Here is a 25,580-nt window from a genome sequence, read left to right as displayed (position 1 = left end):
GCCAAAACATCGGCACTATGTGGTCGCCCCACCATGCGCTTCGGACGGGCCTGAGACTTTCGCCGACAATTGATTTTCGCCTGAGACGCCATTGATTTTTGCTTGAGACGACACAAAACGTGCGATTTTGCTTTGAAAACAACGTGCTCGACGGCGACCTGCGGGAACTCACCTGCGCCGGGATAGCCGTGCCGTTGCAGCCGCAGGTGTTCGATCTGTTGCTCTATCTGGTTGCTCAACGCGCGCGTGTGGTCAGTAAGGATGACCTGATCAGCCAGATCTGGAGCGACCGCATCGTCTCCGATTCCGCCCTGAACAGCCGGATCAACGCCGCGCGCAAGGCGATCGGCGACGACGGCGCGACCCAGCGGCTGATCAAGACCATTCCGCGCAAAGGCTTTCGTTTCGTCGGCGAGGTCCAGGAAGAGGTGGCGGCGTCGCCTGCGCCCGCCATATCCGTTTCTGCCCGGCCGCACACCGCCACAGACCGCCCGGCAGTCGCGGTGCTCGCCTTCGAGAACATGAGCGGCGATCCCGCGCAGGACTATTTCGGCGACGGCATCAGCGAGGACATCCTCACCGCGCTGTCGAAACAGCGCTGGTTCATGGTGATCGCCCGCAACTCGTCTTTCACCTACAAGGGACGCGCGGTCCACATCAGGCAGATCGCCGAGGAACTCGGCGTCCGCTACATCGTCGAGGGCAGCGTGCGCAAGGCGGACAACCGGGTGCGCATCACCGCACAGCTCAACGATGCCACGTCGGGCAGCCATCTCTGGGCCGAGCGCTACGACCGCGAGCTGATCGACGTCTTTGCCGTGCAGGACGAGATCACCAACGCGATCGTGGCGGCGATCGAGCCGCAGATCCACGCGGCCGAAAATTTTCGCGCTCACCGCAAGCCGCCTGCGAGCCTGGACGCCTGGGATCTGCTGATGCGGGCACTGTCGCACTACTGGCGCGTGACGCGGCAGGATCACGAGGCCGCCCGGACGCTGCTGGAGCGCGCGATCGGAATCGATCCGAATTATGGTCAGGCGCTGTCGGTGTTGGCGGCAAATCATATGTTCGGCGTGCATCTCGGCTGGGCCGAGCTTGCCGCGGTGGCGCCAGTGGCGGAAGCCGCCGCGCTCGCTGCCGTGCGCTGCGACCATGAGGATGCCTGGGCGCATGCCGCGCTCGGGAGCGTCCTGTTCTCGACACGTAGGCTGGCCGACGCACTGTCCGAGTTCGAGCAGGCGCTCGCGCTCAATCCGAACTTCTCGCTGGCGCAGGGCTATTACGCGCTGGCACTGTCTTATGCCGGACGCTCGAAGGAATCGTTCGAGGCGGCGCAGACGGCAATCCGGCTCTCGCCGCGCGATCCCTCGCTGGCGATCTATCACGGCATTGCAGGCTATGCGCGCTTTACCGACCGGCACTATGACGAGGCGATCGCGCTCGCGCGCGAGGCGATCCGGCACCGCGGCGACCTCACCGGCGCCTACCGCGTGCTCGCGGTCTCCGCCGGCATGACCGGGGACGCAAAGCTTGCAGAGATGGCGCTGAGCGAACTCCGCCGCGCCCAGCCCGGAATCTCGCTGCACTGGATCGCGACGCAACTGCCGTGGGCCAATGACGCCGACCGCAATCACTATCTGGAAGGATTTCGGCGGGCGGGGTTGCGATGACGGGCCTGCCCGCGACGCTGTGTCGCTAGCCGCGGGTCATGTCGGCCAACGACCGACATCAGCGCTACACAGCGATAAGCGGCAGATAAATCAAAACAGGACACGCTGTACATTTTTTGTGCGAACGTTGTCGCGACTTTCATCTTGCGGCGCCGAGCGAGACTATGTGAGCCTCGCTACCGGATGGGGACTGGGATGGGCCGGCCGTCGCTTTGCGCGCGAGCACGTTGCGAAGCGTTACCGGCTGACCTCGCTTGATAAAGTTTAGACATGCCGAAACGAGTGTTGCTTGGTCTCCTCCTGGCTTGCGGCCTCACGGCCCCGGCGCCGGCGCAAGAGCCGAAAACAGGAGGCGTGATCAATGCCGTGATCCAGCCCGAGCCGCCCGGCCTGATGCTTGCAATAGTCCAGAACGGTCCGACCCAGATGGTGTCGGGCAACATCTTCGAGGGGCTGCTGCGCTACAGCCCCAAGCTCGAGCCGCAGCCGGAGCTCGCCGAGAGCTGGAGCGTAAGCGAGGACGCGAAAACCTACGCCTTCAAGCTCAGGAAGGGCGTGACCTGGCATGACGGCAAGCCCTTCACCGCCGCAGACGTGCTGTTCTCGGTCGAGATGCTGAGGCAGACCCACGCGCGCGCCCGCAACAACCTCGCCCAGGTCGACAAGGTCGAGGCGCCCGACGACTACACGGTGGTCTTTACGCTGAAGCAGCCGTTCGGCCCGTTTCTCGGCATCTTCGAGGTTGGCTCGATGCCGATGGTGCCGAAGCATCTTTATGAAGGGACCGACTTCAAGACCAATCCCTACAACAACGCGCCGATCGGCACCGGTCCCTTCATGTTCAAGGAGTGGCAGAAGGGCTCGTTCATCCGCCTGGTCAAGAACCCGAACTACCATGAGAAGGGCAAGCCCTATCTCGACGAGATCTACTGGCAGATCATTCCTGACGCCGCGGCGCGCTCGGTGGCGTATGAGACCGGCAAGGTCGACGTGCTGCCCGGCGGCTCGGTCGAGAATTTCGACGTGCCGCGGCTGTCCAAGCTGAAAGACACCTGCGTCACCGGTGCCGGCTGGGAGTTCTTCTCCCCGTTGGCCTGGCTCTGGCTCAATAACCGCCAGGGTCCGCTCGCGGACAAGCGGGTGCGGCAGGCGGTCATGTATGCAATCGACCGCGATTTCGCCAAGGACGTCATCTGGAACGGGCTCGGCAAGGTCGCGACCGGCCCGTCGGCCTCGACCATCAAATATTACACCGACGACGTGAAAAAATACCCGTACGATCCGGCAAAGGCCAAGTCGCTGCTGAAGGAAGCCGGCTACAAGGGCGAGAAGATCCGCCTGTTGCCGCTGGCCTATGGCGAAACCTGGCAGCGCTGGGGTGAAGCGGTGAAGCAGAACCTCCAGGACGCCGGTATCAACATCGAGACGATTGCCACCGACGTTGCTGGCGGCAACCAGAAGATCGGCGACTGGGACTATGACATCGCCTTTACCTATCTCTATCAGTACGGCGATCCCGCACTCGGGGTAGGACGCAATTACGTCTCCAGCGCCATCGCCAAGGGCCAAGTCTTCAATAACGTCGAAGGCTACTCCAACCCGGAGATCGACAACCTATTCGCCGACGGCGCCGTCGCGACCCCGGACTCCAAGCGCAAGGAGATCTATGAGAAGGCACAGAAGATCCTGGTCGAAGACGTGCCGGTGGCCTGGATGCTCGAGCTGCAATTCCCGACCATCATGCGCTGCAAGGTCAAGAACCTGATCACCACGGGGATCGGGGTCAATGATGGCTTCAAGGACGCATGGCTCGACAAGTGATGGTGCACGCCGCACGCTTGTTTCACCTTCCCGGCTTGCGGCGGAGGTCGACGCGCTCGCAGAGCGCGGCGGGAGAGGGCTTTCTCCACCCGGTGTCCTCTCTGCGGAAATACCCTCTCCCCTACCCTCTCCCGCAAGCGAGAGAGGGAGCGCACCGCGATCGCCGCTGCGTTCAACCTGATCTGATCGCCATCTAATTATGCTCTCCTTCGTCGCTCAGCGTGTCCTAAAGGGCGTGATCGTCCTGCTCGCGATCATCGTCCTCAATTTCTTCCTGATCCGACTTGCGCCCGGCGACCCTGCGGTGGTGATGGCGGGCGAAGCCGGCGCCAGCGACCCGATCTTCGTCAAGCAGCTCCGGGAAAAGTTCGGCCTCGACAAGCCAACGCCCGAGCAGCTCTTCATCTACGTCAAGGGCGTCGTCACTCTCGACCTCGGCTTTTCCTTCCGCCAGCAGGCGCCGGTCGCAAAGCTGATCGGCGAACGGCTGCCGGCAACGCTGCTGCTGACACTGACCGCATTCGCGATCTCGCTCGTGCTCGGCATTCTCTTCGGCACCTTCGCCGCGCGCTTTGCCGGAACCTTCCTCGACACGGCCATCACCGTCTTTGCACTGATCTTCTACGCCATGCCGATCTTCTGGGTGGCGCTGATGGGGATCCTGCTGTTCTCGGTCACCATGGATTGGCTGCCGAGCTTCGGCTACGAGACGGTCGGCGCCAATCTCACCGGCCTTGCCCGCGCGATCGACGTCGCAAAGCACCTGATCATGCCGGCGATGACCCTCGGGCTGTTCTTCATGGCGACCTACACCCGCATGACGCGCGCCTCGATGCTCGAGGTAAAGCGGCTCGACTTCGTCAAGACCGCGCGCGCCAAGGGCCTGTCCGACGCCGTGATCCAGCGCCGCCACGTGCTGCGCAACGCGCTGCTGCCGGTCGTGACGCTCGCCGGCGTGCATTCCGGCACGCTGATCGGGGGCGCCGTCATCACCGAGACCGTGTTCGCCTGGCCCGGCATCGGCCGGCTGATGTACGACGCGCTACTCCAACGCGACTACAACCTGCTGCTCGGCGTCTTCGTGATCTGCTCCGCCATGGTGCTGATCTTCAACCTCATCACCGACCTGGTCTACCGCCTGGTCGACCCGCGCATCGAATTCGCTTCATGAAACAGTTTTGGAAATCGATGCTGAAGAGCCCGAGCGGCGTCATTGGGCTCGTCATCCTGCTGCTTGCGATCTCGGTCGCGGTGTTCGGGCCGATGCTGTTCCCGAACTCGCCCTGGCGCATGGTGCAGCGGCCGTTCCTGCCGCCCTTCACGCTGCAGGCCGTGCCGCTCGGCACCGATGCGCTCGGCCGCGACGTGTTCGCCGGCATGATCTTTGGCGCGCGCGTGTCGCTGCTCGTTGGCCTCGTCTCGACGCTCGTAGCCTTGATCGTCGGCGTGCCGATCGGCGCGATGGCCGGTTATTTCGGCGGCAAAGTCGACGATGCCTTAATGCGCTTCACCGAATTCTTTCAGACCATTCCGAGCTTCGCGCTCGCGATCGTGCTGGTCGCGATCCTGCAGCCCTCGATCTATTCCATCGTGGCTTCGATCGCGGTGGTGAGCTGGCCCCCGGTCGCCCGCCTCGTGCGCGGCGAGGTGCTGTCGCTGCGCACGCGCGAATATGTCCAGGCCGCGGTGGTCACGGGACAGAGCAACACCTGGATCATTTTGCGCGAGATCCTGCCGAACGCACTGTCGCCCGTGATCGTGCTGGCCTCGCTGATGGTGGCGACCGCAATCCTCTTGGAATCCTCGCTGTCGTTCCTTGGCCTCGGCGATCCCAATCTGATCTCCTGGGGCTACATGGTCGGCGCCGGCCGCACCGTGATCCGCCAGGCCTGGTGGATCACGGTCTTTCCCGGCGTGGCCATCCTGATCTCGGTGCTCGGCCTCAATTTGATCGGCGAAGGCCTCAACGACGCGCTCAATCCGCGACTCTCTCGGGAGGGGCGCTGACGATGACCGCACCGCCCGCCATCTCCATCAGGAACCTGAGGATCGCGCTGCCCAAGGGCGCCGAGCGTCCGTTCGCCGTCGACGGCGTCTCGCTCGATTTGCAGCCCGGCAAGATCGTCTGCGTCGTCGGCGAGTCCGGCTCCGGCAAGTCGATGTGCGCGCATGCGCTGATGGGCTTGTTGCCGGACACCGTGTCGGTCGCCTCCGGCGAGGTCCAGTTCGAAGGTCGCGACCTGCTCAAGCTGGGCGACGACGGCTGGCGCGATCTGCGCGGCCGCAGGCTCGCGATGATCTTTCAGGAACCGATGACCGCGCTCAATCCGTTGATGCGGATCGGTGACCAGATCGTGGAGATGTTCGAGGCCTATGGCCTGCTCACGCCGAAGGAGCGGCGCGCAAGAGCACTCGCGTTGGCGCGCGAGGTCGGCCTGCCCGACCCCGAGCGGATCGTGCGCGCCTACCCGCACCAGCTCTCCGGCGGCCAGCGCCAGCGCGCCGTGATCGCGATGGCGCTCGCGCTTGAGCCCGCGGTGCTGGTCGCCGACGAGCCGACCACCGCGCTCGACGTCACCACGCAGGGACAAATTCTCGATCTGATCCGCAATCTCCAGCGCAACCGCAACATGGCGGTGATGTTCATCACCCACGATTTCGGCGTGGTCGCCGACATCGCCGACCAGGTCGTGGTGCTCCGACACGGCAAGGTGGTCGAGGAAGGTCCCGCTGCGACGGTTTTCCACGATCCGCAGCACGATTACACCAAGGCGCTGCTCGCCGCCGTGCCGTCGATGGACCCGCCGGTGCGCAAACCGCTCGACGATCAGGCCCACGCCGTCGAGGTGAACGGACTGGACAAGACCTACGTCACGTCGGGCGGCTGGTTTCGCGAGGACCGCCGCGTCGAGGCGGCGCGCGAGGTCAATTTCAACATCCTCAAGGGCGAGACGCTCGGCCTCGTCGGCGAATCCGGCTCCGGCAAGTCGTCGGTGGCACGGCTCGTGATGCGGCTGATCGAAGCCGACCGCGGCACGGTGCGGATCGGCGACACCGATCTCACCTCTCTTTCGGGCAGGGCGCTGCGCGCCGAACGGCATCGCATCCAGATGATCTTCCAGGATCCGTTCGCCTCGCTCAATCCGCGGCGCAAGATTGGCCACATCATCGCCGACGGCCCGATCGCGGCCGGCACCGATCCGAAGGTCGCGTTCGACCGCGCTCGCGATCTCCTCAGGATGGTCGGCCTCGACGCCGGCGCCCTCGAGCGCTATCCGCACGAATTCTCCGGCGGCCAGCGCCAGCGTATCGGCATTGCGCGCGCGCTCGCGCTCGAGCCCGAGATCATCGTCGCAGATGAAGCCGTCTCCGCGCTCGACGTTTCCGTGCAGGCGCAGGTGTTGAAGCTGCTCGAAGACCTCAAGGCGCGCCTCGGCCTTTCGATGCTGTTCATCACCCATGATCTGCGCGTCGCGGCGCAAATCTGCGACCGCATCGCGGTGATGCAGCGCGGCGCCATCGTCGAACTCAAGCAGACCGCGCAGCTCTTCGCCGCGCCCGAGCACGCCTATACGCGTGAACTGCTGGCGGCGGTACCGGGGCGGAAGGCGCGCGCGCCGGCGGCATGAACGATGGTCGTGACCAGTTCGCCGAGCTGCAAGATTGTTCCAAAAACTTGCACGTGATGCCGGCGAAACATATTTGGTCGATCGGCATTTGCTTTGCAGAGACTGCCTTGCCGGTGCGGCAAGAGTAAGCTGTCATCGGCGTCCGCTCGCGCGGTAATTGCAGCAGCGCGATAAGAGCGGTGAACGGCCCCCGTACCTGGCGCAAGAACACCCCGGCGTTGGGATGCCCGCGCGGTCACAGGTTTTTTATTCCGTCGTGAACGGGACGCCGTTTCAAAGCCGAGGGGACGCCATAGATGCGATTAGGATGATCATCGTCATCTCATGACCTGCTTGCCCCACTGATATTCGGAGCCAACATGGGCGAAATTATTCGATTTGTCTCAAGATCCGAGCGCGAGCGCGCGCGCCTCATTCAGGAGGCACGCGCAATCTACGACAGCATCTTTCCGCCATCCGATCCGGTCAGTGATGGGCAGGATAAAGCAACGGGCCGCACGATCAGCGGCGGCGACAGGGATAACCTCTCGTGATCAAGATCATTGCCGTGCTTTGCAGTCTCTCCTCCCCGACCAATTGCCACGAGCAGATTGTCACCAGCTCGGACTTTGCTCAGGTCTCGGTGCAGTCCTGCCTGATGGGCGCCCCGCAGCTTGCGGAATGGATGAACCAGCATCCGGCTGAGCGCCTGGCGGCATGGCGTTGCGTAATTGGGAAGCAGGACCGGAGGGGAATCTAACGAGGAAGATTTCGTCCTTTGCGATTGACGATCACCCGGGACGGCTCCATTAAATCCCGCAGTGACGACAATCCATCGCTGGGCTAACCTCGCCGCCGTTCGTCAATGAGGGGAAGCCGGATGGAGGTCGCCAGCCTCGTTCTTCCCGTATTCGCGATCATCGTCACCGGCTGGCTCGCAGGCGAGTTCGGCTATCTCTCCCGCTCGCTTGCCGATGCGCTGGTGCACTTTGCTTACAACGTGGCGATGCCGGCGCTGCTGATCGTCACGATCGCGCGGGAGCCGGCCCGCAACCTGCTGGAATGGCGCTTCCTGCTCGCATTCGGCGGCGGTTCACTGATCTGCTTCGGGCTGGTGTTTCTGGCAGTCCGCGCGGGTGGCAAGCACGATATCGCCAGCAGCACCATTCATGGGATGGCGGCGGCAATGACCAATACCGGGTTTGTCGCGCTGCCGATCCTGCACGCGATCTACGGCCAGCCCGCCGTCCTGCCCGCCGCAGTAGCGACAGTGTTCGTGGCCGCCGTAATGTTTCCGATCACGGTCATCCTCCTGAAAGGACGCGACCCGCACCAGCCCGCGCATCCCACGGGACTGGCAAAGCAGATCCTGCTCAACCCGATGGTGCTGTCGACGCTCATTGGGCTGGTGTGGGCGATCACGGGCTTGCCGATTCCGGCGCCGGTCGCGACCTATCTGAACATGATCGCTGCAGCGCTCACGCCTTGCGCGCTGTTTGCCATCGGGCTTGGTTTGTCCGTCGAGGGCCTGCGATCCAACCTGAAGGCATCGTTTGCGCTCGCGGCGGTGAAACTGGTGATCATGCCTCTGATCGTCTACGGACTCTGCGTGATCTTGGGCCTCGATCCTCTCTACACGGTCGCCGCCGTCGTCTGCGCGGCCGTGCCGACGGCGAAAACCGTGTACGTCCTCGCGCATGAGCACAAGGTCGAGGAGAAGCTGGTTGCGGCCACGGTCTCGATCACGACGATGCTGTCCATCGCAACGTTGCTGGTCGCGCTCTATCTGCTCTCCGGCCTCGCGATTGGCGCCCCGCTGACCGGCATCGGTCTATCTCGTGGTGTTGCTCCAGGTGGGGACCGAGTTGGTCACGCCGACCGAGGGCCAATTGTACGAGCCGACTGACGGCGCCGTGACGGTGCCGACCGTCTGTCCGGACGACCCATAGGACGCGCTCGGCTGCGCTGACGGCGTTCCGGCACCGCTATTGGTCGGCGCCACCACACCGGTGCTGTAATGTCGGCTCGACCGGGCTTTCTTCGCTTCGGCCGCAAAGGGCACGGCAAGCAGCCCGGCAGTGACGAGTGCGGCAATGGCGAGTTTGATGGTTGTCATGGCCTGATCCTTTCGCCCCGTGCCCGGTATGCCAAGTGTTCATTCATCGGAAAATTTCCATAGGTCTGCGTTCATAACTCCGTGCGCGCGCGAACGTGCCGGGGGCTGCGCGCTCGCCGCCTTCGGATGAACCCGAATCAGCGCTAGTGCATTGGCTTCAGTGACTTTCCTGGACGCAAGCAGCATGACCGGCGCCGAACTGAAGCAACTCCGCAACGACCTCTCCGACGCCCTTGAGCGCAAGCTCACCGCGGCCGACATGGCCAGGCTATGCGGGCTGCCGGAGAAAGGCGGCGCCGAGACGATAAGGCGCTGGGAGGTCAGCGGCCCGACACCGGCGGCGACCAAGGTGCTGCGCGTGCTCGCGATGGCGAGCGAGCGGTATCCGATCCTGGAAAAGTTCGACATCTTCGATCGTCACGACGTGCGCGAGGAAGACCGCCCGGCAAAGCGCGCGGCCTTTCGCGCGCAGATGCGCGACGAGGCGCGGCGACGTCTTGGTTAAGAGGAGGCGCCCGCAAGTTACCGGCGACGGGCGAAGTTAAGCCTTCCTTCAGCATTTCTTAAGCCGCCATTAAGCACGAAAATCATTTGGGGCCCAATAGGTTAGGTTGGGGCCCGCTGTGTCACGCATGTGACAGCATTTTCGTCAAAAGCGAGCTATCTGCAAAACCAACGACGGCGCGAAAGCGCGCCTGCCGGGGACCTTACGTGTTGGAGTTCAAGACGATGAAGAAGATTCTGTTTGCGACCGTTGCGCTGCTCGTGCTGGGCGCGGCCGCGCCGGCCGTGGGGGCCGATCTCGGTAACCGCAACTACTACAAGGCACCCGCGCCGGCCTATGCGGCACCGATCTACAACTGGACCGGTTTCTACATCGGCGGCCATGTCGGCGGCGCGTTCTCCAGCGACAACAATTTCAACGGTCTCTCCACGGGGAACAATGGCAACGGCCGTTTCCTCGGCGGTGTGCAGGTCGGTGCGGACTGGCAGTTCAACCCGAACTTCGTGGTCGGCGTCGAAGGCCAGTATTCCTGGCTCTCCGGCAGCGTCGGCGCGGTGTTCCCGGGCGGCATCGCCTACACCAACGACCAGCGCGGGCTCGGCTCGATCACCGGCCGGGTCGGCTACACCTGGGGTCCGGGCCTCCTCTATGTGAAGGGCGGCTATGCCTATTCGGACAACAACGAGAGAGTGATGGTCGGCGGCGTACCGTCCGGCTTCATCATCGATGGCGATCACCGCAACGGCTACACCGTCGGCGCCGGCCTCGAATACATGTTCGCACCGAACTGGTCGGCCAAGGCCGAGTACCAGTACTACAATTTCGGCGACGCGCACTTCACCGCGGGCCCGCTGGTCGGCACCGGCAACTTCACCACCGACGACCACACCGTCAAGGCGGGGATCAACTACCGCTTCAACTGGGCCAGCCCGGCCGTCGCGCGCTACTGAGCGTTAGCAAAACGTTATCATCACGAAGGGCCGGCGATGTTGCCGGCCCTTCTTTTTTTCGCCCTGCGGAACGCGCGCAACCGATTGCACAGATTGCGATTTTTTAACCGGCGTGCCCGATACTCCCGGCCACAAAACAGAAGCAAGGGCGTGGGGGAATTTCGATGGCGATCCGTTTCAGTCTCGGCCGATTCAAGCCGCGTTTCAAATTGCCGAAATGGGGCGTGCGCGGCAGCCTGTTCGCGGCCTTCGCAGTGATCGCCGGCATGGGCCTCGTGATTTCGGCCGGCGCCGGCCTGGCGCTGCAGAAACTCGGCGGGCGCATGACTGAACTGAGCGGACGGGACATTCCGCGCCTTGCCGCGAGCCTGCAATTGTCGGCCTTGAGCGCCAGCCTTGCGGCACAGGGACCTGCCCTGCTTGCGGCTCAAACCGAGGACGCCCTGAACGAGCGCACCAAGAAGCTGAAGGAATTGCAGGAGCAGACGCAGCAGAAACTCAACGAGATCATCGAGCTCGGCGGCGACAAGGCCGTCGTCTCTGGTCTCAGCGAGACGATGAAGAGCATCAACGAAGCGGCCCAGAGCCTGGCCAAGGCTGCCCGCGAACGGCTGGACATTGCGGCCCTGCATGACAAGCAATATGACGCGCTACGCAACGCGCAGGGCGCGTTCGTCCGCGCGGCCAGTCCGGCGATGCTGGACGCGCAGACCCGAGTCAACGCCATTCTCGGCTCTGCCGACCTGTCCGCTGCAGATGCCACCGACGCCGCGCAGACCGTCGGCCAGCTCGGCAACGTCGTCGCCAGCGGCAATCTCGCAGCCGCCGATATGAGCGCGGCGCTCTCGGCGAACACGAGCGACAAGCTCGACGACATCCAGAAGGAATTCAAGACGGCACAGGGGCGCCTGCGGTCCAACCTCGATCTGTTGCCAGACAATCAGGGCAACAAGATGCTGCGCGAGACGGCAGAAAAGCTGCTCGCGCTCGGCACCGGCAGGACCGGCGTATTCAATTTGCGCGAGAAGGAGCTCGATTCCGTCGATTACGGCCAGACCATCCTGGACGAGACCCGCAAGCTCAATGTCGGCCTCGGCATCAGCGTGCAGCAGCTCGTCGACGCCGTGCAGAAAGAGACCAACACGTCGACCTTCCAGGCGCAGCAGGAGATTTCGCTCGCTACGACCGCGATGCTAGCTCTGGGCGCCATGATGCTGGTCGGCTCGGCGCTGTTCGTCTGGCTCTATGTCGGCCGCAACATCCTCCGCCGCATCAGCGGCCTGCAGCGCGCCATGCAGCTGCTCTCGGCCGGCGATCTCGAAACCGAGATCGCACGCGCGAAGCACAATGACGAGATCGGCGCGATGACCGATACGCTTCACGTGTTCCGCGACAGCATGATCGAAGCCCGGTCGCTGGCCAGCGAGCAGGACAAGGATCGTGCCGCGAAAGCCGAACGTGCCGCGCGCATGGAGGCGAAGATCGCCGAGTTTGAAAGCACGGTGCGCTCCGCGCTCGACAATCTCGCGCAATCGGCCAATTCGATGCAATCGACGGCGCAGAGCATGTCGAATACCGCCGACCAGTCCAACGCGCTGGTGAACGCGGTCGCCTCCGCCGCGGAGGAAACCTCGGTCAATGTGCAGACGGTCTCAGCCGGCACCGAGCAGCTGTCGTCCTCGATCGCCGAGATCAGCCGTCAAGTGGTGACCTCGGCGGAGATCGCCAAGAAGGCGGTCGACGAGGCCGGCGCCACTGACGCGACGGTGCAGAGTCTCGCCGACAGCGCGAGCCGCATCAGCGTCGTCGTCGATCTGATCCAGACCATCGCCTCGCAGACCAACCTGCTCGCCCTCAACGCCACCATCGAGGCGGCACGCGCGGGCGAGGCTGGCCGCGGCTTCGCAGTGGTCGCGTCCGAGGTCAAGAGCCTTGCGAGCCAGACCGCCAAGGCGACGGAAGAAATCCGCACCCAGATCGCCAGCATGCAGGAGATAACGACCTCGGCGGTCGGTGCCATCCAGGGCATCGGCCGGATCATCGGCGAGATCAACGACGTCACCACGACGATTGCGGCTGCGGTCGAGCAACAGGGCGCCGCTACCCGCGAGATCGCCCGCAACATCCAGCACGCCGCCGGCGGCACCAGCGAGGTCTCCAGCAACATCGTCGGCGTCTCCACGGCGTCTGCCGAGGCCGGCGCTGCGGCAGGCGAAGTGCTGAACGCCTCCGATGCACTGCGCCGCGAGGCCGACATGCTGCGCGGGGAGATCGACGCGTTCCTCAACAACATGCGCGCGGCGTAGACGCCTGCGGCTCGGGGCTGCGCTCCCTCTCCCACTTGCGGGAGAGGGCTGGGGAGAGGGTATCTTCGCAACGGGGTTGTCGCCGCGTGTCGAGAATATCCCCGTGCGGAGAGAGCCCCCACCCGGCGCTACGCGCCGACCTCCCCCGCAAGCGGGAGAGGTGACCGAGTTCGGAGCACGAGCGTCCCACATCACGGAAAACCACCGGTATGACGGCCATGCGACGGTCGACTCCCATCCTTTTCGGCTGGCGCCCCGCGCGCCGCGGGTTTAAGCCGGTAGCATGAATTCGAAAACCGACACCGCGCAGTCCTCGGCCGAGGCCTTGCGCTACCCCTGGGAACAGCATCCCGGCCCCGAAGAGGTGGTTGAGGTGCGGCCCGGTGTGCTGTGGGCGCGGCTGAAACTGCCGTTCCGCCTCAATCACGTGAACATCTACCTGCTCGCCGACGTCGACGGCTATGCCATGATCGATGCCGGCTTCGGCAACCAGGAGACGATCGAGGCCTGGACAAAGCTGTTCGAGGGCCCGCTGAAAGGCGTCAACATCACGCGGCTGATCGTCACCCACTCGCACCCCGATCATGTCGGTCTCGCCGGGTGGATCGTCGAACGGTTCAACTGCCCGCTGGTGATGTCGCAGGTCGAATATCTGCAATCAGTCTATCACCAGAACCGCGGCACCGAGGAGCGACGCGAGGCGCAGCGGCTGTTCTTCCGCCGCCATGGCATGGACGAATCGCTCACCGAGAAACTGCTCGGCCGCGGTCAGGATTATCTCAAGCGCGTCTCCGTGCTGCCGCCGTCCTACCGCCGCATCTCCCATGGCGACGACGTCGTGATCGGTTCACGCCGTTTCAAGGTGATCACCGGCGGCGGGCACGCGCTCGACCAGGTGATGCTGTATTGCGCCGACGACAAGCTGTTCCTCTCCGCCGACCAGGTGCTGAGCAAGATCTCGCCGAATGTCAGCGTCTGGGCGGTCGAGCCCGACCAGAACTCGCTCGGCGAATATCTGGCCTCGCTCGCCAGCCTCACCACGACGCTCCCCTACGACGTGCTGGTGCTGCCTGGCCACGGCGTGCCGTTTTACGGCTTGAAGACCCGCATCAAACAGCTCGCCGACCATCACGAGGAGCGCTGCCGCCTGATCGCGGAAGCCTGCCGCGAGGTGCCGCAAACCTCGCGCGCCTTGGTGCCCGTCGTGTTCAACAAGCATGTGCTGGACGAGCATCAGATGGGCTTTGCCGCCGGCGAACTGGTCGCCCACGTCAACTACATGATCGTCGAGGGCCGGCTGAGGGCGGAGACGCAAGACGGCGTGTTGCAGTTCAGGACGACCTGAGTTGCCTTCGCCTCTCCCCGCCTGCACCCCGCTTGCGGGGAGACGCCGAATTGAAGCGCAGCTTGAGGCGATGGCGTCGGCGCGGCCGGCTCCGCAATGATACAGGAGCGTGCACCATGGACAAAATGTCCACGGCAGCCACACCTTCCCGACAATCCGGTCCCGGCCGCCCGCGTGCGCTAGGCACTTGATCCAAATCAACAATCGCGGCTGGGCCGGCGTTATCAATTGGCACGCTCCGCCTTGCCGCAAATGTGAGCAGGTGCATGGACATCGGAGCTGGAAAAGCTCTAAAAATTGAACGGCCGCCTTGGGCCGGGTTCCGCTGCAGGTTTGCCGATGGATTACAACGAGTTCTTCAGTTCCGCCCTCGACCGTCTTCACACCGAGCGGCGGTACCGCGTGTTCGCCGACCTCGAGCGCACGGCCGGCCGGTTCCCACACGCGGTCTGGCATTCGCCGAAGGGCAAACGCGACGTCGTGATCTGGTGCTCCAACGATTATCTCGGCATGGGTCAGCACCCGAAGGTGGTCGGCGCCATGGTCGAGACCGCAACCCGCGTCGGCACCGGGGCCGGCGGCACCCGCAACATCGCCGGCACGCATCATCCGCTGGTCCAGCTCGAGGCCGAGCTGGCCGACCTCCATGGCAAGGAAGCCGCACTTCTGTTCACCTCGGGGTACGTCTCGAACCAGACCGGCATCGCCACCATCGCAAAACTCATTCCGAACTGCCTGATCCTGTCGGACGAGCTCAACCACAATTCGATGATTGAGGGCATCCGGCAGTCCGGCTGTGAGCGGGTTGTGTTCCACCACAACGACCTTGCCCATCTTGAAGAGCTGCTGAAAGTGGCCGGCCCGAATCGGCCGAAACTGATCGCCTGCGAGAGCCTTTATTCGATGGATGGCGACATCGCCCCGCTCGCCAAGATCTGCGACCTCGCTGAAAAGTATGGCGCGATCACCTATGTCGACGAGGTCCACGCGGTCGGCATGTACGGCCCGCGCGGCGGCGGCATTGCCGAGCGTGACGGCGTCATGCATCGCATCGACATCCTCGAAGGCACGCTGGCGAAAGCTTTCGGCTGCCTCGGCGGCTACATCGCCGCCAACGGTCAGATCATCGACGCCGTGCGCTCCTATGCGCCGGGCTTCATCTTCACCACCGCGCTACCGCCGGCGATCTGCTCGGCCGCGACCGCCGCGATCAAGCACCTGAAGACCTCGAATTGGGAGCGTGAGCGCCACCAGGACCGCGCCGCCCGCGTCAAGGCGATCCTCAATGCCGCCGGCCTGCCGGTGATGTCGAGCGACACCCATATCGTGCCGCTGTTCGTCGGCGATCCCGAGAAGTGCAAGCAGGCCTCCGACCTTCTGCTCGAGGAGCACGGCATCTACATCCAGCCGATCAACTATCCGACCGTCGCCAAAGGCACCGAACGGCTGCGCATCACGCCCTCGCCCTATCACGACGACGGTCTGATCGATCAGCTCGCCGAAGCCCTGCTGCAAGTGTGGGACCGCCTGGGCCTGCCGCTGCGCCAAAAGCCGCTGGCGGCGGAGTAGGCTTCGCTTCCACCCTCCCCTGAAGGGGAGCCCTGCCGCAAGCACCTTAACGACAACTCCAGTTCCGGGCTCCACCGGGCATTTCGCTGTCGCTTGCGACCGCGCAACGCGCTAGATTTGCTAGGAAAATGAGATCGGGCGCTGCCAGCGCCCAGGGAGAAGCGCGCTCGCCATGCTGCACGACTGGGGCGTGATCGCCGCCGCCTTCGGCTACATCGGCTTTCTGTTCCTGGTGGCGAGCCATGGCGACCGTCGCTCGCCGGCCGGGCCCGGCCGCGCCTCCGGGCTGATCTACCCGCTGTCGATGGCGATCTACTGCACCTCCTGGACCTTCTTCGGCTCGGTCGGCTTCGCCACCCGAACCTCGACCGACTTCCTGGCGATCTATGTCGGCCCGATCCTGATGATCGGACTGGGCGCCGGCGTGCTCCGGCGCGTCATCCAGCTCGCCAAAGCCCACAACATCACCTCGATCGCCGACTTCATCGGCGCGCGCTACGGCAAGAGCCAAGCGGTGGCAGCCACCGTGGCGCTGATTGCCATCATCGGCTCGGTGCCTTACATCGCGCTGCAGCTCAAGGCGGTCGCCTCATCGCTCGGCACGATCCTGAGCGAGGACCAGGCCTTCTCCCACATCCCGATCCTCGGCGACATGGCGCTGATGGTGACGCTGGCGATGGCGGCCTTCGCCGTGCTGTTCGGCACCCGCCAGACCGACGCCACCGAGCATCAGCACGGCCTGATGCTGGCGGTCGCGACCGAATCCATCATCAAGCTGGTCGCCTTCCTCGCCGCCGGCATCTTCGTCACCTTCTGGATGTTCTCGCCGCAGGAACTGATCGAGCGCGCCATGAAGACGCCGGAGGCGGTGCGCGCCATCAACTACTCGCCGTCGATCGGCAACTTCCTGACTATGACGCTGCTGTCGCTGTGCGCGATCATGCTGCTGCCGCGCCAGTTCCACGTCAGCGTCGTCGAAAATTCGTCCGACGCCGAAGTCGGCCGCGCGCGCTGGCTATTCCCGCTCTATCTCGTCGCCATCAATCTGTTCGTGATCCCGATCGCGATTGCCGGCCTCGTGACCTTCCCGTTCGGCGCCGCCGACCCCGACATGTACGTCCTGGCCCTGCCGATGGAGGGCGGCGCGGATCTGCTCAGCGTCGCCGTCTTCGTCGGGGGCCTGTCGGCGGCGACCGCGATGGTGATCGTCGAGTGCGTCGCGCTCTCCATCATGGTCTCGAACGACCTCGTGGTGCCCTTGGTGCTGCAACGTCGGCCGGAGGGACGCACCGGCGGCGCCGATTTCAGCGATTTCCTGCTGCGCTCGCGGCGACTTGCGATCTTCGCCATCATGGTGATGGCCTATTTCTACTATCGCGCGCTCGGCAACACCCAGCTCGCAGCGATCGGCCTGTTGTCCTTTGCCGCCATCGCCCAGCTTGCACCAAGCTTCTTCGGCGGGCTGCTGTGGCGACGGGCGACGGCGCGCGGTGCGATCGGCGGGATGCTGGTCGGCTTCGTGGTGTGGCTCTACACCCTGTTCGTTCCGAGCTTCATGGATTCCTCGACGACGGGAATCCTGCTGCTCCAGCACGGCCCGTTCGGAATCGAGGCGCTGCGGCCACAGGCGCTGTTCGGCGCCGACCTGCCGCCGCTGATGCATGGCGTCATCTGGTCGCTGTCGCTCAATATTCTCACCTATGTGCTGCTCTCGCTCGCGCGCCGGCCATCTTCGATCGAGCTGGTGCAGGCCGATCTGTTTGTCCCCAACACGCTCGCGCCGATCTCCCCGAGCTTGCGCCGCTGGCGCACCACCGTCACCGTGCAGGACATCCAGACCACGGTCGCGCAATATCTCGGGCCCGACCGCGCCCGCCATTCGTTTGAGGCTTTCTCGGCGCGGCGCAATGTCCGGCTCGAACCCGGAGCGCCCGCCGATTTCGAGCTGTTGCAGCATGCCGAGCACCTGATCGCCTCGTCGATTGGAGCCGCGTCCTCGCGGCTCGTGATGTCGCTCCTGCTGCGCAAGCGGACGGTCTCGGCGAAGGCCGCGCTGAAACTGCTCGACGATTCCCATGCAGCGCTGCACTTCAACCGCGAGATCCTTCAGACCGCGCTCAACCATGTACGCCAGGGCATCGCGGTCTTCGACGCCGATCTGCAACTGATCTGCTCCAACCGGCAGTTCGGCGATCTCCTCAACGTTCCTCCGCATTTCATTCAGTTCGGCACTCCGCTTCGCGAAATCCTGGAGTTCATCGGCGTCAGCGATCCGGACGACCCGGTCGAGCGCGAGGCCATGCTGGAGCGGCGGCTGGCCGCCTACACCACCGACAGCGAGCCCTATCTCGAACGCCTGCCGGAACGCCACATGGTGATCGAGGTGCTCACCAACCGCATGCCCGGCGGCGGCTTCGTCATCACCTTCACCGACGTCACGCCCACCTTCGAGGCGGCGGAAGCGCTGGAGCGCGCCAATGCGACGCTGGAAAAGCGCGTCCGCGACCGCACGGAGGAGCTGACGCGGCTGAACTCGGAGCTGGCGCTGGCCAAGAGCACGGCGGAGGACGCCAGCATCTCCAAGACGCGCTTCCTCGCCGCCGCCAGCCACGACATTCTCCAGCCGTTGAACGCGGCGCGGCTCTACGTCACCAGCCTTGTCGAGCGCCAGCACAATGGCGAGGAGACCCGGCTGGTCGAGAACATCGACGAGTCGCTTCAGGCCATCGAGGAGATCCTCGGCGCGCTGCTCGACATCTCCAGGCTCGACGCCGGCGCGATGACGACCTCGATCACGAGCTTCAAGATGGCCGATCTGATGCGCTCGCTGGAGATCGAGTTCGCGCCGATCGCGCGCGCCAAGGGCCTGGAGCTTGCCTTCGTGCCCTGCTCGTTGCCCGTTGAGTCGGATCGGCTGCTGCTGCGGCGCCTGCTCCAGAATCTGATCTCCAACGCGATCAAGTACACCCCCCGAGGCCGCGTGCTGGTCGGCTGCCGTCGTCACGGCGCCTCGCTCAAGATCTGCGTCTACGATACCGGCGTCGGCATCCCGCCGGTCAAGCGCGGCGAGATCTTCAAAGAATTCCATCGCCTCGAGCAGGGGGCGCGAATCGCACGCGGCCTTGGCCTGGGGCTCTCGATCGTCGAGCGGCTGGCCCGCGTGCTCAAGCACGGCATCGCCATCGAGAGCAATGCAAGCGGCGGCTCGGTATTCTCCGTGACGGTGCCGACGGCGAAGGCGATCACCCACACGGCGGCGGTGACCAGCGCGACGCCGCTGGCACGCACGCCGATCTCGGGCGCACTGATCGTCTGCATCGAGAACGATGCGGCGATCCTCGACGGCATGCGCACGCTGCTGAAAGCGTGGGACGCCGAGGTTATCGCCGTCGCCGATCCCGAGGGCGCGATGGCGGCGATCGAAGCCGCGGGACGGCGCGTCACCGGCCTGCTCGTCGACTATCATCTCGATCGCGGTAACGGCATTGCCGCCATCCGCGACATCCGCCGCCGCTTCGGCGACGGCATCCCCGCGATCCTGATCACCGCCGACCGCAGCCCCGCCGTGCAGGTCGCCGCGCGGGATGAAAAGGTCGCGGTGCTCAACAAGCCGGTCAAGCCGGCCTCGCTGCGCGCCCTGCTCGGTCAGTGGCGCACGCAGCAGATGGTCGCGGCGGAATGAATGCGGGGCCGGTCAGTAGTCGGTCGACACACTGAGCGCGCCATTTCTCTAGCTCTTCGAGCCGAAGCCTGTCCGTCGCCGCGATCGCGTTCACCGCGTCGCTTCCGAGGGCGATCCGCAGAGGTGGACGCTTCATGTCGACGAGCTTCAGCACAAGTGCTGCAGCCTTGGCCGGGTCACCGGGCTGGCGGCCATCGTAATCGCGCTGCATCCTGACGGCTGCGCCGACAACCAGGTCGTACTCGGCTCGCCCCTCGCCGGTCGCATGCGCGGTCTGGGCAAAGCCGGTGCGGAAGCCGCCGGGCTCGACGATTGTCACCTGCACACCGATCAGCGCCATCTCTCGCGAAGGACTCCGAAAAGCCCTCGATCCCCCATTTCGCGGCCGAATAGGCCGCGCGAGCCGGAGCACCAATGCGCCCGCCAACGGATGAGACTTGCACGATGTGCCCGCGGCCTTGCCGGCGCAGGACGGGGATCGCCGCCTTGGTACCGATGATGGTGCCGATCAGGTTGACCTCGATCTGCTGACGAAACGAGTCCAGGCTCGTGTCCTCGACCGATCCGAGATCGCCGTAACCGGCATTGTTCACGACAACATCGACGCCACCGAAGGCTTCCACGGCCAGGCCGAGCGCCGCTTGCGCTGCCGCCTCGTCGGTCACGTCGAGGGTTGCAAGCCGAAGCCTTTCGCCGAAGCGCCCAAGCAACGGTTCGAGCGGCTTTGGGTCCCGGGCCGAAGCGACGACGCGATCTCCCGCCGCGAGCGTCGCCTCCACGATGGAGCGGCCGAGCCCGCGCGAGCCGCCGCTGATGAACCAGATCTTGGACATTTCAGGGGGCCAGCCGCGTGAAGACGTAGTCTCGGCTCTTGGCACGGGCTTCGTGGCAGGAGAAGCAGGTGCGGTGCTGGGCCTCATCGACCGCCTTGCCGTCGACGAAGCGACCAAAACCCCAGCCGCCGGTTGAGGCGTATTTCTTGGAGTCTTTGACCATCACCTGAACCGTAGTTGCGGCGCCGGGAATCGTCGCGGACGCAAATTCAGGGGACTGTTTCCGCTTCCAGGCGCGCTTGACCAGAACGGTGCCGTCCGGGAACGGAAGCTTTCCCGTGTGGTAAGCGTCAATCGCGATCTGGTTGCCGACGACAGCGCGAAGCTCGTCGAGCGGCGCCGCCTCTTCGGCCGGCGCGATCAGCTCCCATTGCTTGTAGCCCGGCGGAATCGTGACCCCGAAGATCGGCGAGGCGTCCGCCGCGCTGCGGTCCGCCGGACCTTCCGCGAAGGCGACCGTGACGAGATACGGCACGCAGGTCAGGAGCACGACGAGGAGGACCACCGCCAGAACGACCATCGTGGGGTAGGGAGACTTCTTCTTTTCAGGTTCGGTTGTTGTCATGACGTTTCATCAAGCTGGAACGAGGGGCGATCCTTGGTCCAGCCTGGCTGGACCGAGGTGCTGACAAATGCTCAGGCGCGGTCGGCGTCGATGACGGCCTTGGCAAAGGCTTGCGGTGCTTCCTGCGGCAAATTGTGGCCGACGCCGCCGGTGATCAGGCGAAACTCGTATCGGCCTGAGAACTTCTTGGCATAGGCGCTCGGGTCGGGATGCGGCGCGCCGTTGGCGTCGCCCTCCATCGTGATCGTTGGCACGTCGATGACGGGAGCTGCCGCGAGCTTCTTTTCGAGATGCTCGTATTTCGTCTCGCCATGGGCAAGCCCGAGCCGCCAGCGGTAATTGTGGATCGTGATCGCGACATGATCCTTGTTGTCGAGCGCTGCTGCGCTTCGATTGAAGGTGGCGTCGTCGAACTTCCATTGCGGCGAGGCGAGCTTCCAGATCAGCTTGGCAAAATCATGCGTGTACTTCTCGTATCCGGCGCGGCCGCGCTCGGTCGCGAAATAGAACTGGTACCACCATTGCAGTTCGGCCTGCGGCGGCAGCGGCGCGTTGCCCGCGGCTTGGCTGGAGATCAGATAGCCGCTGACCGATACCAATGCCCGGCAGCAGTCCGGCCACAGCGCGGCGATGACGTCCGCGGTGCGCGCGCCCCAGTCGAAGCCGGCGACGACGGCCGTCTTGATATCGAGCTTGTCCATCAGCGCAATGATATCGGCAGCCATTGCCGCCGGCTCGCCGTTGCGCGGCGTCTCGCTGGAGAGGAAATGCGTCGTACCATAGCCGCGCAGGTAAGGGATGATCACACGATAGCCGGCCTTTGCCAGGATCGGCGCGACATCGACGAAGGCGTGAATGTCGTAGGGCCAGCCGTGCAGCAGGATCGCCACGGGCCCGTTGGAGGGACCCGCCTCCGCATAGCCGACATTGAGCACGCCGGCATCGGTCTGCTTGATCGTACCGAAGGACGCGTTCGATGCTTGGGATCGCGACGCTTCCGTTTGGGCGCGGGCGAGTTCGATCACGCCGAGACCGGCGGCAACGGTTCCCGCGGCGACGCCGAGAAACTGGCGGCGATGTTGGTCGATGATCTGCTTCATGGTGGCTACCTTGCTGATGGTGGGTGATAGTGCGTCAGATCAGCGCGACCGTGACGTCTATGTTGCCACGGACGGCCTTGGAATAGGGGCAGGTTTGATGCGCTTCATCGATGATGCCGCGTGCGACCTCGCGATCGAGACCCGGCAGACTGATATTGAGGCGCGCCCTCAGCGAGTAAGCGTCCTCGTCGAGCACGAGGTCGATCTCCGCATCGATCGCGCATTTCCTGGGAAGATCGATTTTCCGCTTGCGCGCCGCGATCTCCATCGCGCCTTCGAAACAGGCCGACCAGCCGGCCGCAAACAATTGCTCGGGATTGGTGCCGATGCCTGCGCTACCCGGCGGCGACAGCTTGACGTCAAGCCGACCGTCGGAACTGCGCGACATGCCGTCGTGTCGACCGCCGCTGGTGTGTGTCTTCGCCGTGTAAAGCAGTTTTGCCGCCTGCGTCATGAAGGCCTCCTTGCCATTGCGCAACTGACTAGCAGCGGCTGCTGCAGGACACCCGTTTGGAGTTGTGAGAAGTTGTGAGGTCTCAGCTCGCTCGCCTCACAAGGGCTGCATCCACGGTCTGATGCCGATGCAGGCAGGCGCCTTGCTGGATCGCAGCCATCTGCTACCGAGTCCATTGGAAAGCATCAGGATTCGTCATGACTGAACCGGCCGGGTCTGCGGCAAAAACCCTATCGTTCGGGCCATTCACCGTGACACCGCACGCAAGGATGGTGACGCGCGACGGCGTCGCGCTGCCGCTCGGCGCGAAAGCCTTCGACCTGCTCATCGCGCTGATGTCGCGGCCGAACGAGGTCGTCAGCAAGTGGGATCTGATGGCGCTGGTGTGGCCCGGCCTGACCGTGGAAGAAGCCAGTTTGCGCTTTCAAATCGCAGCCCTTCGCAAGGCGCTCGGCGACGGCAGGGACGGCGCACGCTACATCACCACGCTCTCCGGCCGCGGTTATTGCTTTGTGGCGCCGATCTCGCGGGCGGCCATCCCGGCAGAGCGGCGCCTGGCATCGCGAGGCGGCCTGTCGCCGGTGAAGCTGCCGAACCGGCTGCAACGGATGGTCGGACGCGACGATGCGATCGCCGCCGTCTCGGACAAGCTCATCGCCTCGCGCTTCGTCACGATCGCCGGTCCCGGCGGCGTCGGCAAGACGGCCGTGGCGGTCGCGATCGCTCATGACCTGCTCGAGACCTTCGCCGATGCCGCACACTTCGTCGATCTTGCCGCGCTCAGCGATCCCGATCTCGTGATCACCTCGATCCTGCTGATGCTGGGCTTGCCGGCGCAGACCGACGATCCTTTACCCGCGCTGCTCGCGCACCTCGGTAACAAGAGGATGCTGCTGATCCTCGACAATTGCGAGCACGTCATCGCTGCTGTGGCCCCGCTGGCTGCGGAGATCTTCCACGCCGCGCCGCATGTCCATATCCTGGCCACGAGCCGCGAAGCCCTACGCGTCGAGGGCGAGCAAGTCTATCGATTGGCGCCGCTCGCTGTTCCGCCGGATGGCTCAAGACTAACAGTCGCTGCGGCGCGGACCTATCCCGCACTTCAACTCTTCCTCGAACGTGCCACGGCCAGCGGCGCGCAGATCGCGCTCGACGATGCCAATGCCGCGATCATCGCAAGGATTTGCCGCACGCTCGACGGCATGGCCCTGGCGATCGAGCTCGCCGCCGGCCGGGTCGAGGCCTATGGCCTGGAGCAGACGGCTACGCTGCTAGACGAACGCCTCAATCTGCTCTGGCAGGGCCAGCGCACCGCGCCGCCGCGGCAGAAGACGTTGCAGGCGACCCTGGACTGGAGCTACGGGCTCCTGACCGACACCGAGCGCCTGGTGCTGCGCCGACTTGCGGTGTTCGCCGGGCACTTCACCATCGACGCGGCGCTCGAGGTCGTCCCGGACGAACGCGTCGATCGCTCCCACCTGTTCGACGCCATCGACAGCCTCGTCGCCAAGTCCATGGTGGCGCCGCGACCGATTGGCGCCATGATGCGCTACCGGCTGCTCGACACCACGCGCGCCTATTTGCTCGAGATCGAGCCGAACGACGCGGGGCTCGCCGGACGCCATGCCACCTACTACCGGCAATGGCTGGAGCAGGCAGGCTCGACCTGGGCCACCGTGCCGAGCGCCGACGAACGGGCGATCCACCTCTCCGCACTTCACAACGTGCGCGCCGCGCTGGATTGGTGCTTCGGCACGGACGGCAACGTCGGCATCGGCATGGCGCTCGTCGCTGCGGCGGCACCGATCTTCCTCGCAATGTCGCTCTTGATCGAATGCCGGCGCTGGTCGGAGCGGGCGCTGCTTGCGATCGATCCCTCCTCGCGCGGTAGCGCCGAGGAAATGCACATCCAGGCTGCCCTCGGCCTCACCTTGATGTTCACGCGGGGCGGCAGCGAAGCGGCGCGCGCCGCCTTGAGCCGGAGCCTTGCGATCGCCGAGGGCCGTTGCGACGAGATCAACCAGCTCCAACTGCTCGGCCGCATGCATATCTTCCACGAGCGGATGGGAGAGTTCGATGCCGCACTCCGTTACGCCCAGCAGAGCCTCACCGTTGCCGAGGCGCTCGGCGATGCGGCTTCGACCGCACTTGCCCATTCGCTTCTGGGCGTCTCGCTGCATCTGGCCGGCGAGCATCACGATGCGCTGACCATGCTGGAGGCTGCCTGGCTGGGGCCAGGCACGGAACGGATCAGCACGGTCTACGGCTTCGATCATCGCAACCGGGCCGGCATTTCGCTTGCACGAGAGCTTTGGTTGCAGGGCCGGCCGGCGCAGGCGCAGCAGCTGGCGCGACAGACGGTCACCGAAGCCGCGCAAATGGATCATCCGATCACGCTCTGCATCGCGCTGATCTGGGCGGTTTCGATCGACCTCTGGAACGGAGACCTCGACGACGCGGAAGCGAACATCGACCGCTTCATCGCACACGCCGAATCGCGCTCGATGGGCCCGTATCTCGCGGTCGGCCGCGGCGTCAAAGGCGAGCTGGCAATCCGGCGGGGAAACGCCGCTGACGGCCTCGAGACGATCAGGGCTTGTCTGCACGAGCTCCACGATGCCCGCTACGAGCTGCTCACTACGACCTTCAACGCCGCGATGGTTCAGGGCTTCTTGGCAATCGGACAGATCGAGCAGGGTGCGCGCCTGGTCGACGAGGCGATTCGCCTTGTCGAGCGAGGCGGCGACCACCTCTACATGCCTGAGCTGCTGCGCATGAAGGGCAGAGTCCTGTTGTCGCTGCCAGAGCCCAACGCTGAGCAAGCAGAAGCCCATTTCATGCAGTCGCTGGATTTGAGCCGCCACAGAGGTGCAAAAGCCTGGGAGCTGCGGGCGGCCATCGATCTCGCCGAGATCCTTGCGGAACGGGGCCGGCGAGAGCACGCGAAACGCCTGCTTCAATCAGCGCTCGATGGCTTCGCCAAGGGCTCCGAGACGACGGATATCACCGCCGCTAACAGGCTGCTGGCGATGATGTAGGCCGGACTGTGCGCACCC

At 64.7% G+C, this 25,580-nt stretch carries 19 protein-coding genes and 1 pseudogene; 15 read left to right on the top strand and 5 right to left on the bottom strand.

Annotation, left to right across the window (positions count from 1 at the left end; translation table 11 throughout):
* Window positions 1-119: 119 nt before the first annotated feature.
* The 8 genes from IVB12_RS37415 to IVB12_RS37380 all read left to right on the top strand — a co-directional run bounded on the left by IVB12_RS37415 (window position 120) and on the right by IVB12_RS37380 (window position 9,005).
* Window positions 120-1,670: a winged helix-turn-helix domain-containing tetratricopeptide repeat protein gene (locus IVB12_RS37415; protein ID WP_247308007.1), complete on the top strand. Its 1,551-nt coding sequence runs from the start codon at window positions 120-122 to the stop codon at window positions 1,668-1,670.
* Window positions 1,671-1,940: 270 nt separating this feature from the next.
* Window positions 1,941-3,491: an ABC transporter substrate-binding protein gene (locus IVB12_RS37410; RefSeq protein WP_247308004.1), complete on the top strand. Its 1,551-nt coding sequence runs from the start codon at window positions 1,941-1,943 to the stop codon at window positions 3,489-3,491.
* Window positions 3,492-3,690: 199 nt separating this feature from the next.
* The gene (locus IVB12_RS37405; protein WP_247308001.1) at window positions 3,691-4,662 is read left to right on the top strand and encodes an ABC transporter permease; all 972 of its coding nucleotides are present in this window, start codon (window positions 3,691-3,693) and stop codon (window positions 4,660-4,662) included.
* Window positions 4,659-5,498, top strand: a complete 840-nt coding sequence (locus IVB12_RS37400; protein ID WP_247281726.1) for an ABC transporter permease — start codon at window positions 4,659-4,661, stop codon at window positions 5,496-5,498. The genes IVB12_RS37405 and IVB12_RS37400 overlap by 4 nt, the downstream gene beginning before the upstream one ends.
* 2 nt (window positions 5,499-5,500) lie before the next feature.
* A complete protein-coding gene (locus tag IVB12_RS37395; protein ID WP_247307999.1) occupies window positions 5,501-7,120 on the top strand; it encodes an ABC transporter ATP-binding protein in 1,620 nt (539 codons plus the stop codon).
* A gap of 359 nt (window positions 7,121-7,479) precedes the next feature.
* Window positions 7,480-7,653 (top strand): hypothetical protein, encoded by a 174-nt coding sequence (locus IVB12_RS37390; RefSeq protein WP_247307996.1) that lies wholly within the window; start codon window positions 7,480-7,482, stop codon window positions 7,651-7,653.
* Window positions 7,650-7,859 (top strand): hypothetical protein, encoded by a 210-nt coding sequence (locus tag IVB12_RS37385; protein ID WP_247281729.1) that lies wholly within the window; start codon window positions 7,650-7,652, stop codon window positions 7,857-7,859. Before IVB12_RS37390 ends, IVB12_RS37385 begins: the two co-directional genes overlap by 4 nt.
* 120 nt (window positions 7,860-7,979) lie before the next feature.
* Window positions 7,980-9,005: an AEC family transporter gene (locus IVB12_RS37380; protein ID WP_247307993.1), complete on the top strand. Its 1,026-nt coding sequence runs from the start codon at window positions 7,980-7,982 to the stop codon at window positions 9,003-9,005.
* Here IVB12_RS37380 and IVB12_RS37375 read toward each other — a convergent pair.
* Entirely contained in the window at window positions 8,931-9,215 is a 285-nt protein-coding gene (locus IVB12_RS37375; RefSeq protein ID WP_247307991.1) for a hypothetical protein, read from the bottom strand. The two genes, IVB12_RS37380 and IVB12_RS37375, sit on opposite strands and share 75 nt — an antisense overlap.
* 184 nt (window positions 9,216-9,399) lie before the next feature.
* Here IVB12_RS37375 and IVB12_RS37370 point away from each other — a divergent pair, with 184 nt between their 5' ends.
* The 6 genes from IVB12_RS37370 (at window position 9,400) to IVB12_RS37345 (ending at window position 19,572) form a co-directional block, all read left to right on the top strand.
* Window positions 9,400-9,720 carry a hypothetical protein gene (locus IVB12_RS37370; RefSeq protein ID WP_247281732.1) on the top strand — a complete coding sequence of 107 codons (321 nt, stop codon included), beginning with the start codon at window positions 9,400-9,402 and terminating at the stop codon, window positions 9,718-9,720.
* Between the two features lie 224 nt (window positions 9,721-9,944).
* Complete coding sequence (locus tag IVB12_RS37365; RefSeq protein WP_247307988.1) at window positions 9,945-10,670, top strand: outer membrane protein; 726 nt, start codon at window positions 9,945-9,947, stop codon at window positions 10,668-10,670.
* Between the two features lie 164 nt (window positions 10,671-10,834).
* Entirely contained in the window at window positions 10,835-12,976 is a 2,142-nt protein-coding gene (locus IVB12_RS37360; RefSeq protein WP_247307985.1) for a HAMP domain-containing methyl-accepting chemotaxis protein, read from the top strand.
* 283 nt (window positions 12,977-13,259) lie between these two features.
* Complete coding sequence (locus IVB12_RS37355; RefSeq protein ID WP_247307981.1) at window positions 13,260-14,321, top strand: MBL fold metallo-hydrolase; 1,062 nt, start codon at window positions 13,260-13,262, stop codon at window positions 14,319-14,321.
* Between the two features lie 339 nt (window positions 14,322-14,660).
* Window positions 14,661-15,890 carry a 5-aminolevulinate synthase gene (gene hemA, locus IVB12_RS37350; RefSeq protein ID WP_247307979.1) on the top strand — a complete coding sequence of 410 codons (1,230 nt, stop codon included), beginning with the start codon at window positions 14,661-14,663 and terminating at the stop codon, window positions 15,888-15,890.
* Window positions 15,891-16,062: 172 nt separating this feature from the next.
* On the top strand, window positions 16,063-19,572 hold the full coding sequence (locus tag IVB12_RS37345; protein WP_247307977.1) for a PAS domain-containing hybrid sensor histidine kinase/response regulator: 3,510 nt from the start codon (window positions 16,063-16,065) through the stop codon (window positions 19,570-19,572).
* A 12-nt stretch (window positions 19,573-19,584) separates the two neighbouring features.
* Here IVB12_RS37345 and IVB12_RS37340 read toward each other — a convergent pair.
* The 4 genes and pseudogenes from IVB12_RS37340 to IVB12_RS37325 form a co-directional block, all read right to left on the bottom strand.
* A pseudogene (locus IVB12_RS37340) lies at window positions 19,585-20,405 on the bottom strand (SDR family NAD(P)-dependent oxidoreductase).
* Between the two features lies 1 nt (window position 20,406).
* Entirely contained in the window at window positions 20,407-20,970 is a 564-nt protein-coding gene (locus tag IVB12_RS37335; RefSeq protein WP_247307975.1) for a cytochrome P460 family protein, read from the bottom strand.
* A gap of 71 nt (window positions 20,971-21,041) precedes the next feature.
* Window positions 21,042-22,070 carry an alpha/beta hydrolase gene (locus IVB12_RS37330; protein ID WP_247307972.1) on the bottom strand — a complete coding sequence of 343 codons (1,029 nt, stop codon included), beginning with the start codon at window positions 22,068-22,070 and terminating at the stop codon, window positions 21,042-21,044.
* Between the two features lie 34 nt (window positions 22,071-22,104).
* Window positions 22,105-22,524, bottom strand: coding sequence for an organic hydroperoxide resistance protein (locus IVB12_RS37325; RefSeq protein WP_247307969.1), 420 nt, complete (start codon window positions 22,522-22,524; stop codon window positions 22,105-22,107).
* Between the two features lie 197 nt (window positions 22,525-22,721).
* On the opposite strand from IVB12_RS37325, the gene IVB12_RS37320 reads away from it, so the two are divergent.
* The gene (locus IVB12_RS37320; RefSeq protein WP_247307966.1) at window positions 22,722-25,562 is read left to right on the top strand and encodes a tetratricopeptide repeat protein; all 2,841 of its coding nucleotides are present in this window, start codon (window positions 22,722-22,724) and stop codon (window positions 25,560-25,562) included.
* Window positions 25,563-25,580 lie beyond the last annotated feature (18 nt).

The sequence above is a fragment of the Bradyrhizobium sp. 179 genome (assembly GCF_023073535.1).
Lineage (GTDB): Bacteria > Pseudomonadota > Alphaproteobacteria > Rhizobiales > Xanthobacteraceae > Bradyrhizobium.
Note: the sequence above shows the minus strand (reverse complement) of the source record. Positions and strands in the feature narration are given on the sequence as shown.

Coding starts and splice junctions, on each gene's coding strand:
- IVB12_RS37410 (WP_247308004.1), top strand. CDS start 1,941: ATGCCGAAACGAGTGTTGCTTGGTCTCCTCCTGGCTTGCGGCCTCACG.
- IVB12_RS37405 (WP_247308001.1), top strand. CDS start 3,691: ATGCTCTCCTTCGTCGCTCAGCGTGTCCTAAAGGGCGTGATCGTCCTG.
- IVB12_RS37400 (WP_247281726.1), top strand. CDS start 4,659: ATGAAACAGTTTTGGAAATCGATGCTGAAGAGCCCGAGCGGCGTCATT.
- IVB12_RS37395 (WP_247307999.1), top strand. CDS start 5,501: ATGACCGCACCGCCCGCCATCTCCATCAGGAACCTGAGGATCGCGCTG.
- IVB12_RS37390 (WP_247307996.1), top strand. CDS start 7,480: ATGGGCGAAATTATTCGATTTGTCTCAAGATCCGAGCGCGAGCGCGCG.
- IVB12_RS37380 (WP_247307993.1), top strand. CDS start 7,980: ATGGAGGTCGCCAGCCTCGTTCTTCCCGTATTCGCGATCATCGTCACC.
- IVB12_RS37375 (WP_247307991.1), bottom strand. CDS start 9,215: ATGACAACCATCAAACTCGCCATTGCCGCACTCGTCACTGCCGGGCTG.
- IVB12_RS37370 (WP_247281732.1), top strand. CDS start 9,400: ATGACCGGCGCCGAACTGAAGCAACTCCGCAACGACCTCTCCGACGCC.
- IVB12_RS37365 (WP_247307988.1), top strand. CDS start 9,945: ATGAAGAAGATTCTGTTTGCGACCGTTGCGCTGCTCGTGCTGGGCGCG.
- IVB12_RS37360 (WP_247307985.1), top strand. CDS start 10,835: ATGGCGATCCGTTTCAGTCTCGGCCGATTCAAGCCGCGTTTCAAATTG.
- IVB12_RS37355 (WP_247307981.1), top strand. CDS start 13,260: ATGAATTCGAAAACCGACACCGCGCAGTCCTCGGCCGAGGCCTTGCGC.
- hemA (WP_247307979.1), top strand. CDS start 14,661: ATGGATTACAACGAGTTCTTCAGTTCCGCCCTCGACCGTCTTCACACC.
- IVB12_RS37345 (WP_247307977.1), top strand. CDS start 16,063: ATGCTGCACGACTGGGGCGTGATCGCCGCCGCCTTCGGCTACATCGGC.
- IVB12_RS37335 (WP_247307975.1), bottom strand. CDS start 20,970: ATGACAACAACCGAACCTGAAAAGAAGAAGTCTCCCTACCCCACGATG.
- IVB12_RS37330 (WP_247307972.1), bottom strand. CDS start 22,070: ATGAAGCAGATCATCGACCAACATCGCCGCCAGTTTCTCGGCGTCGCC.
- IVB12_RS37325 (WP_247307969.1), bottom strand. CDS start 22,524: ATGACGCAGGCGGCAAAACTGCTTTACACGGCGAAGACACACACCAGC.
- IVB12_RS37320 (WP_247307966.1), top strand. CDS start 22,722: ATGACTGAACCGGCCGGGTCTGCGGCAAAAACCCTATCGTTCGGGCCA.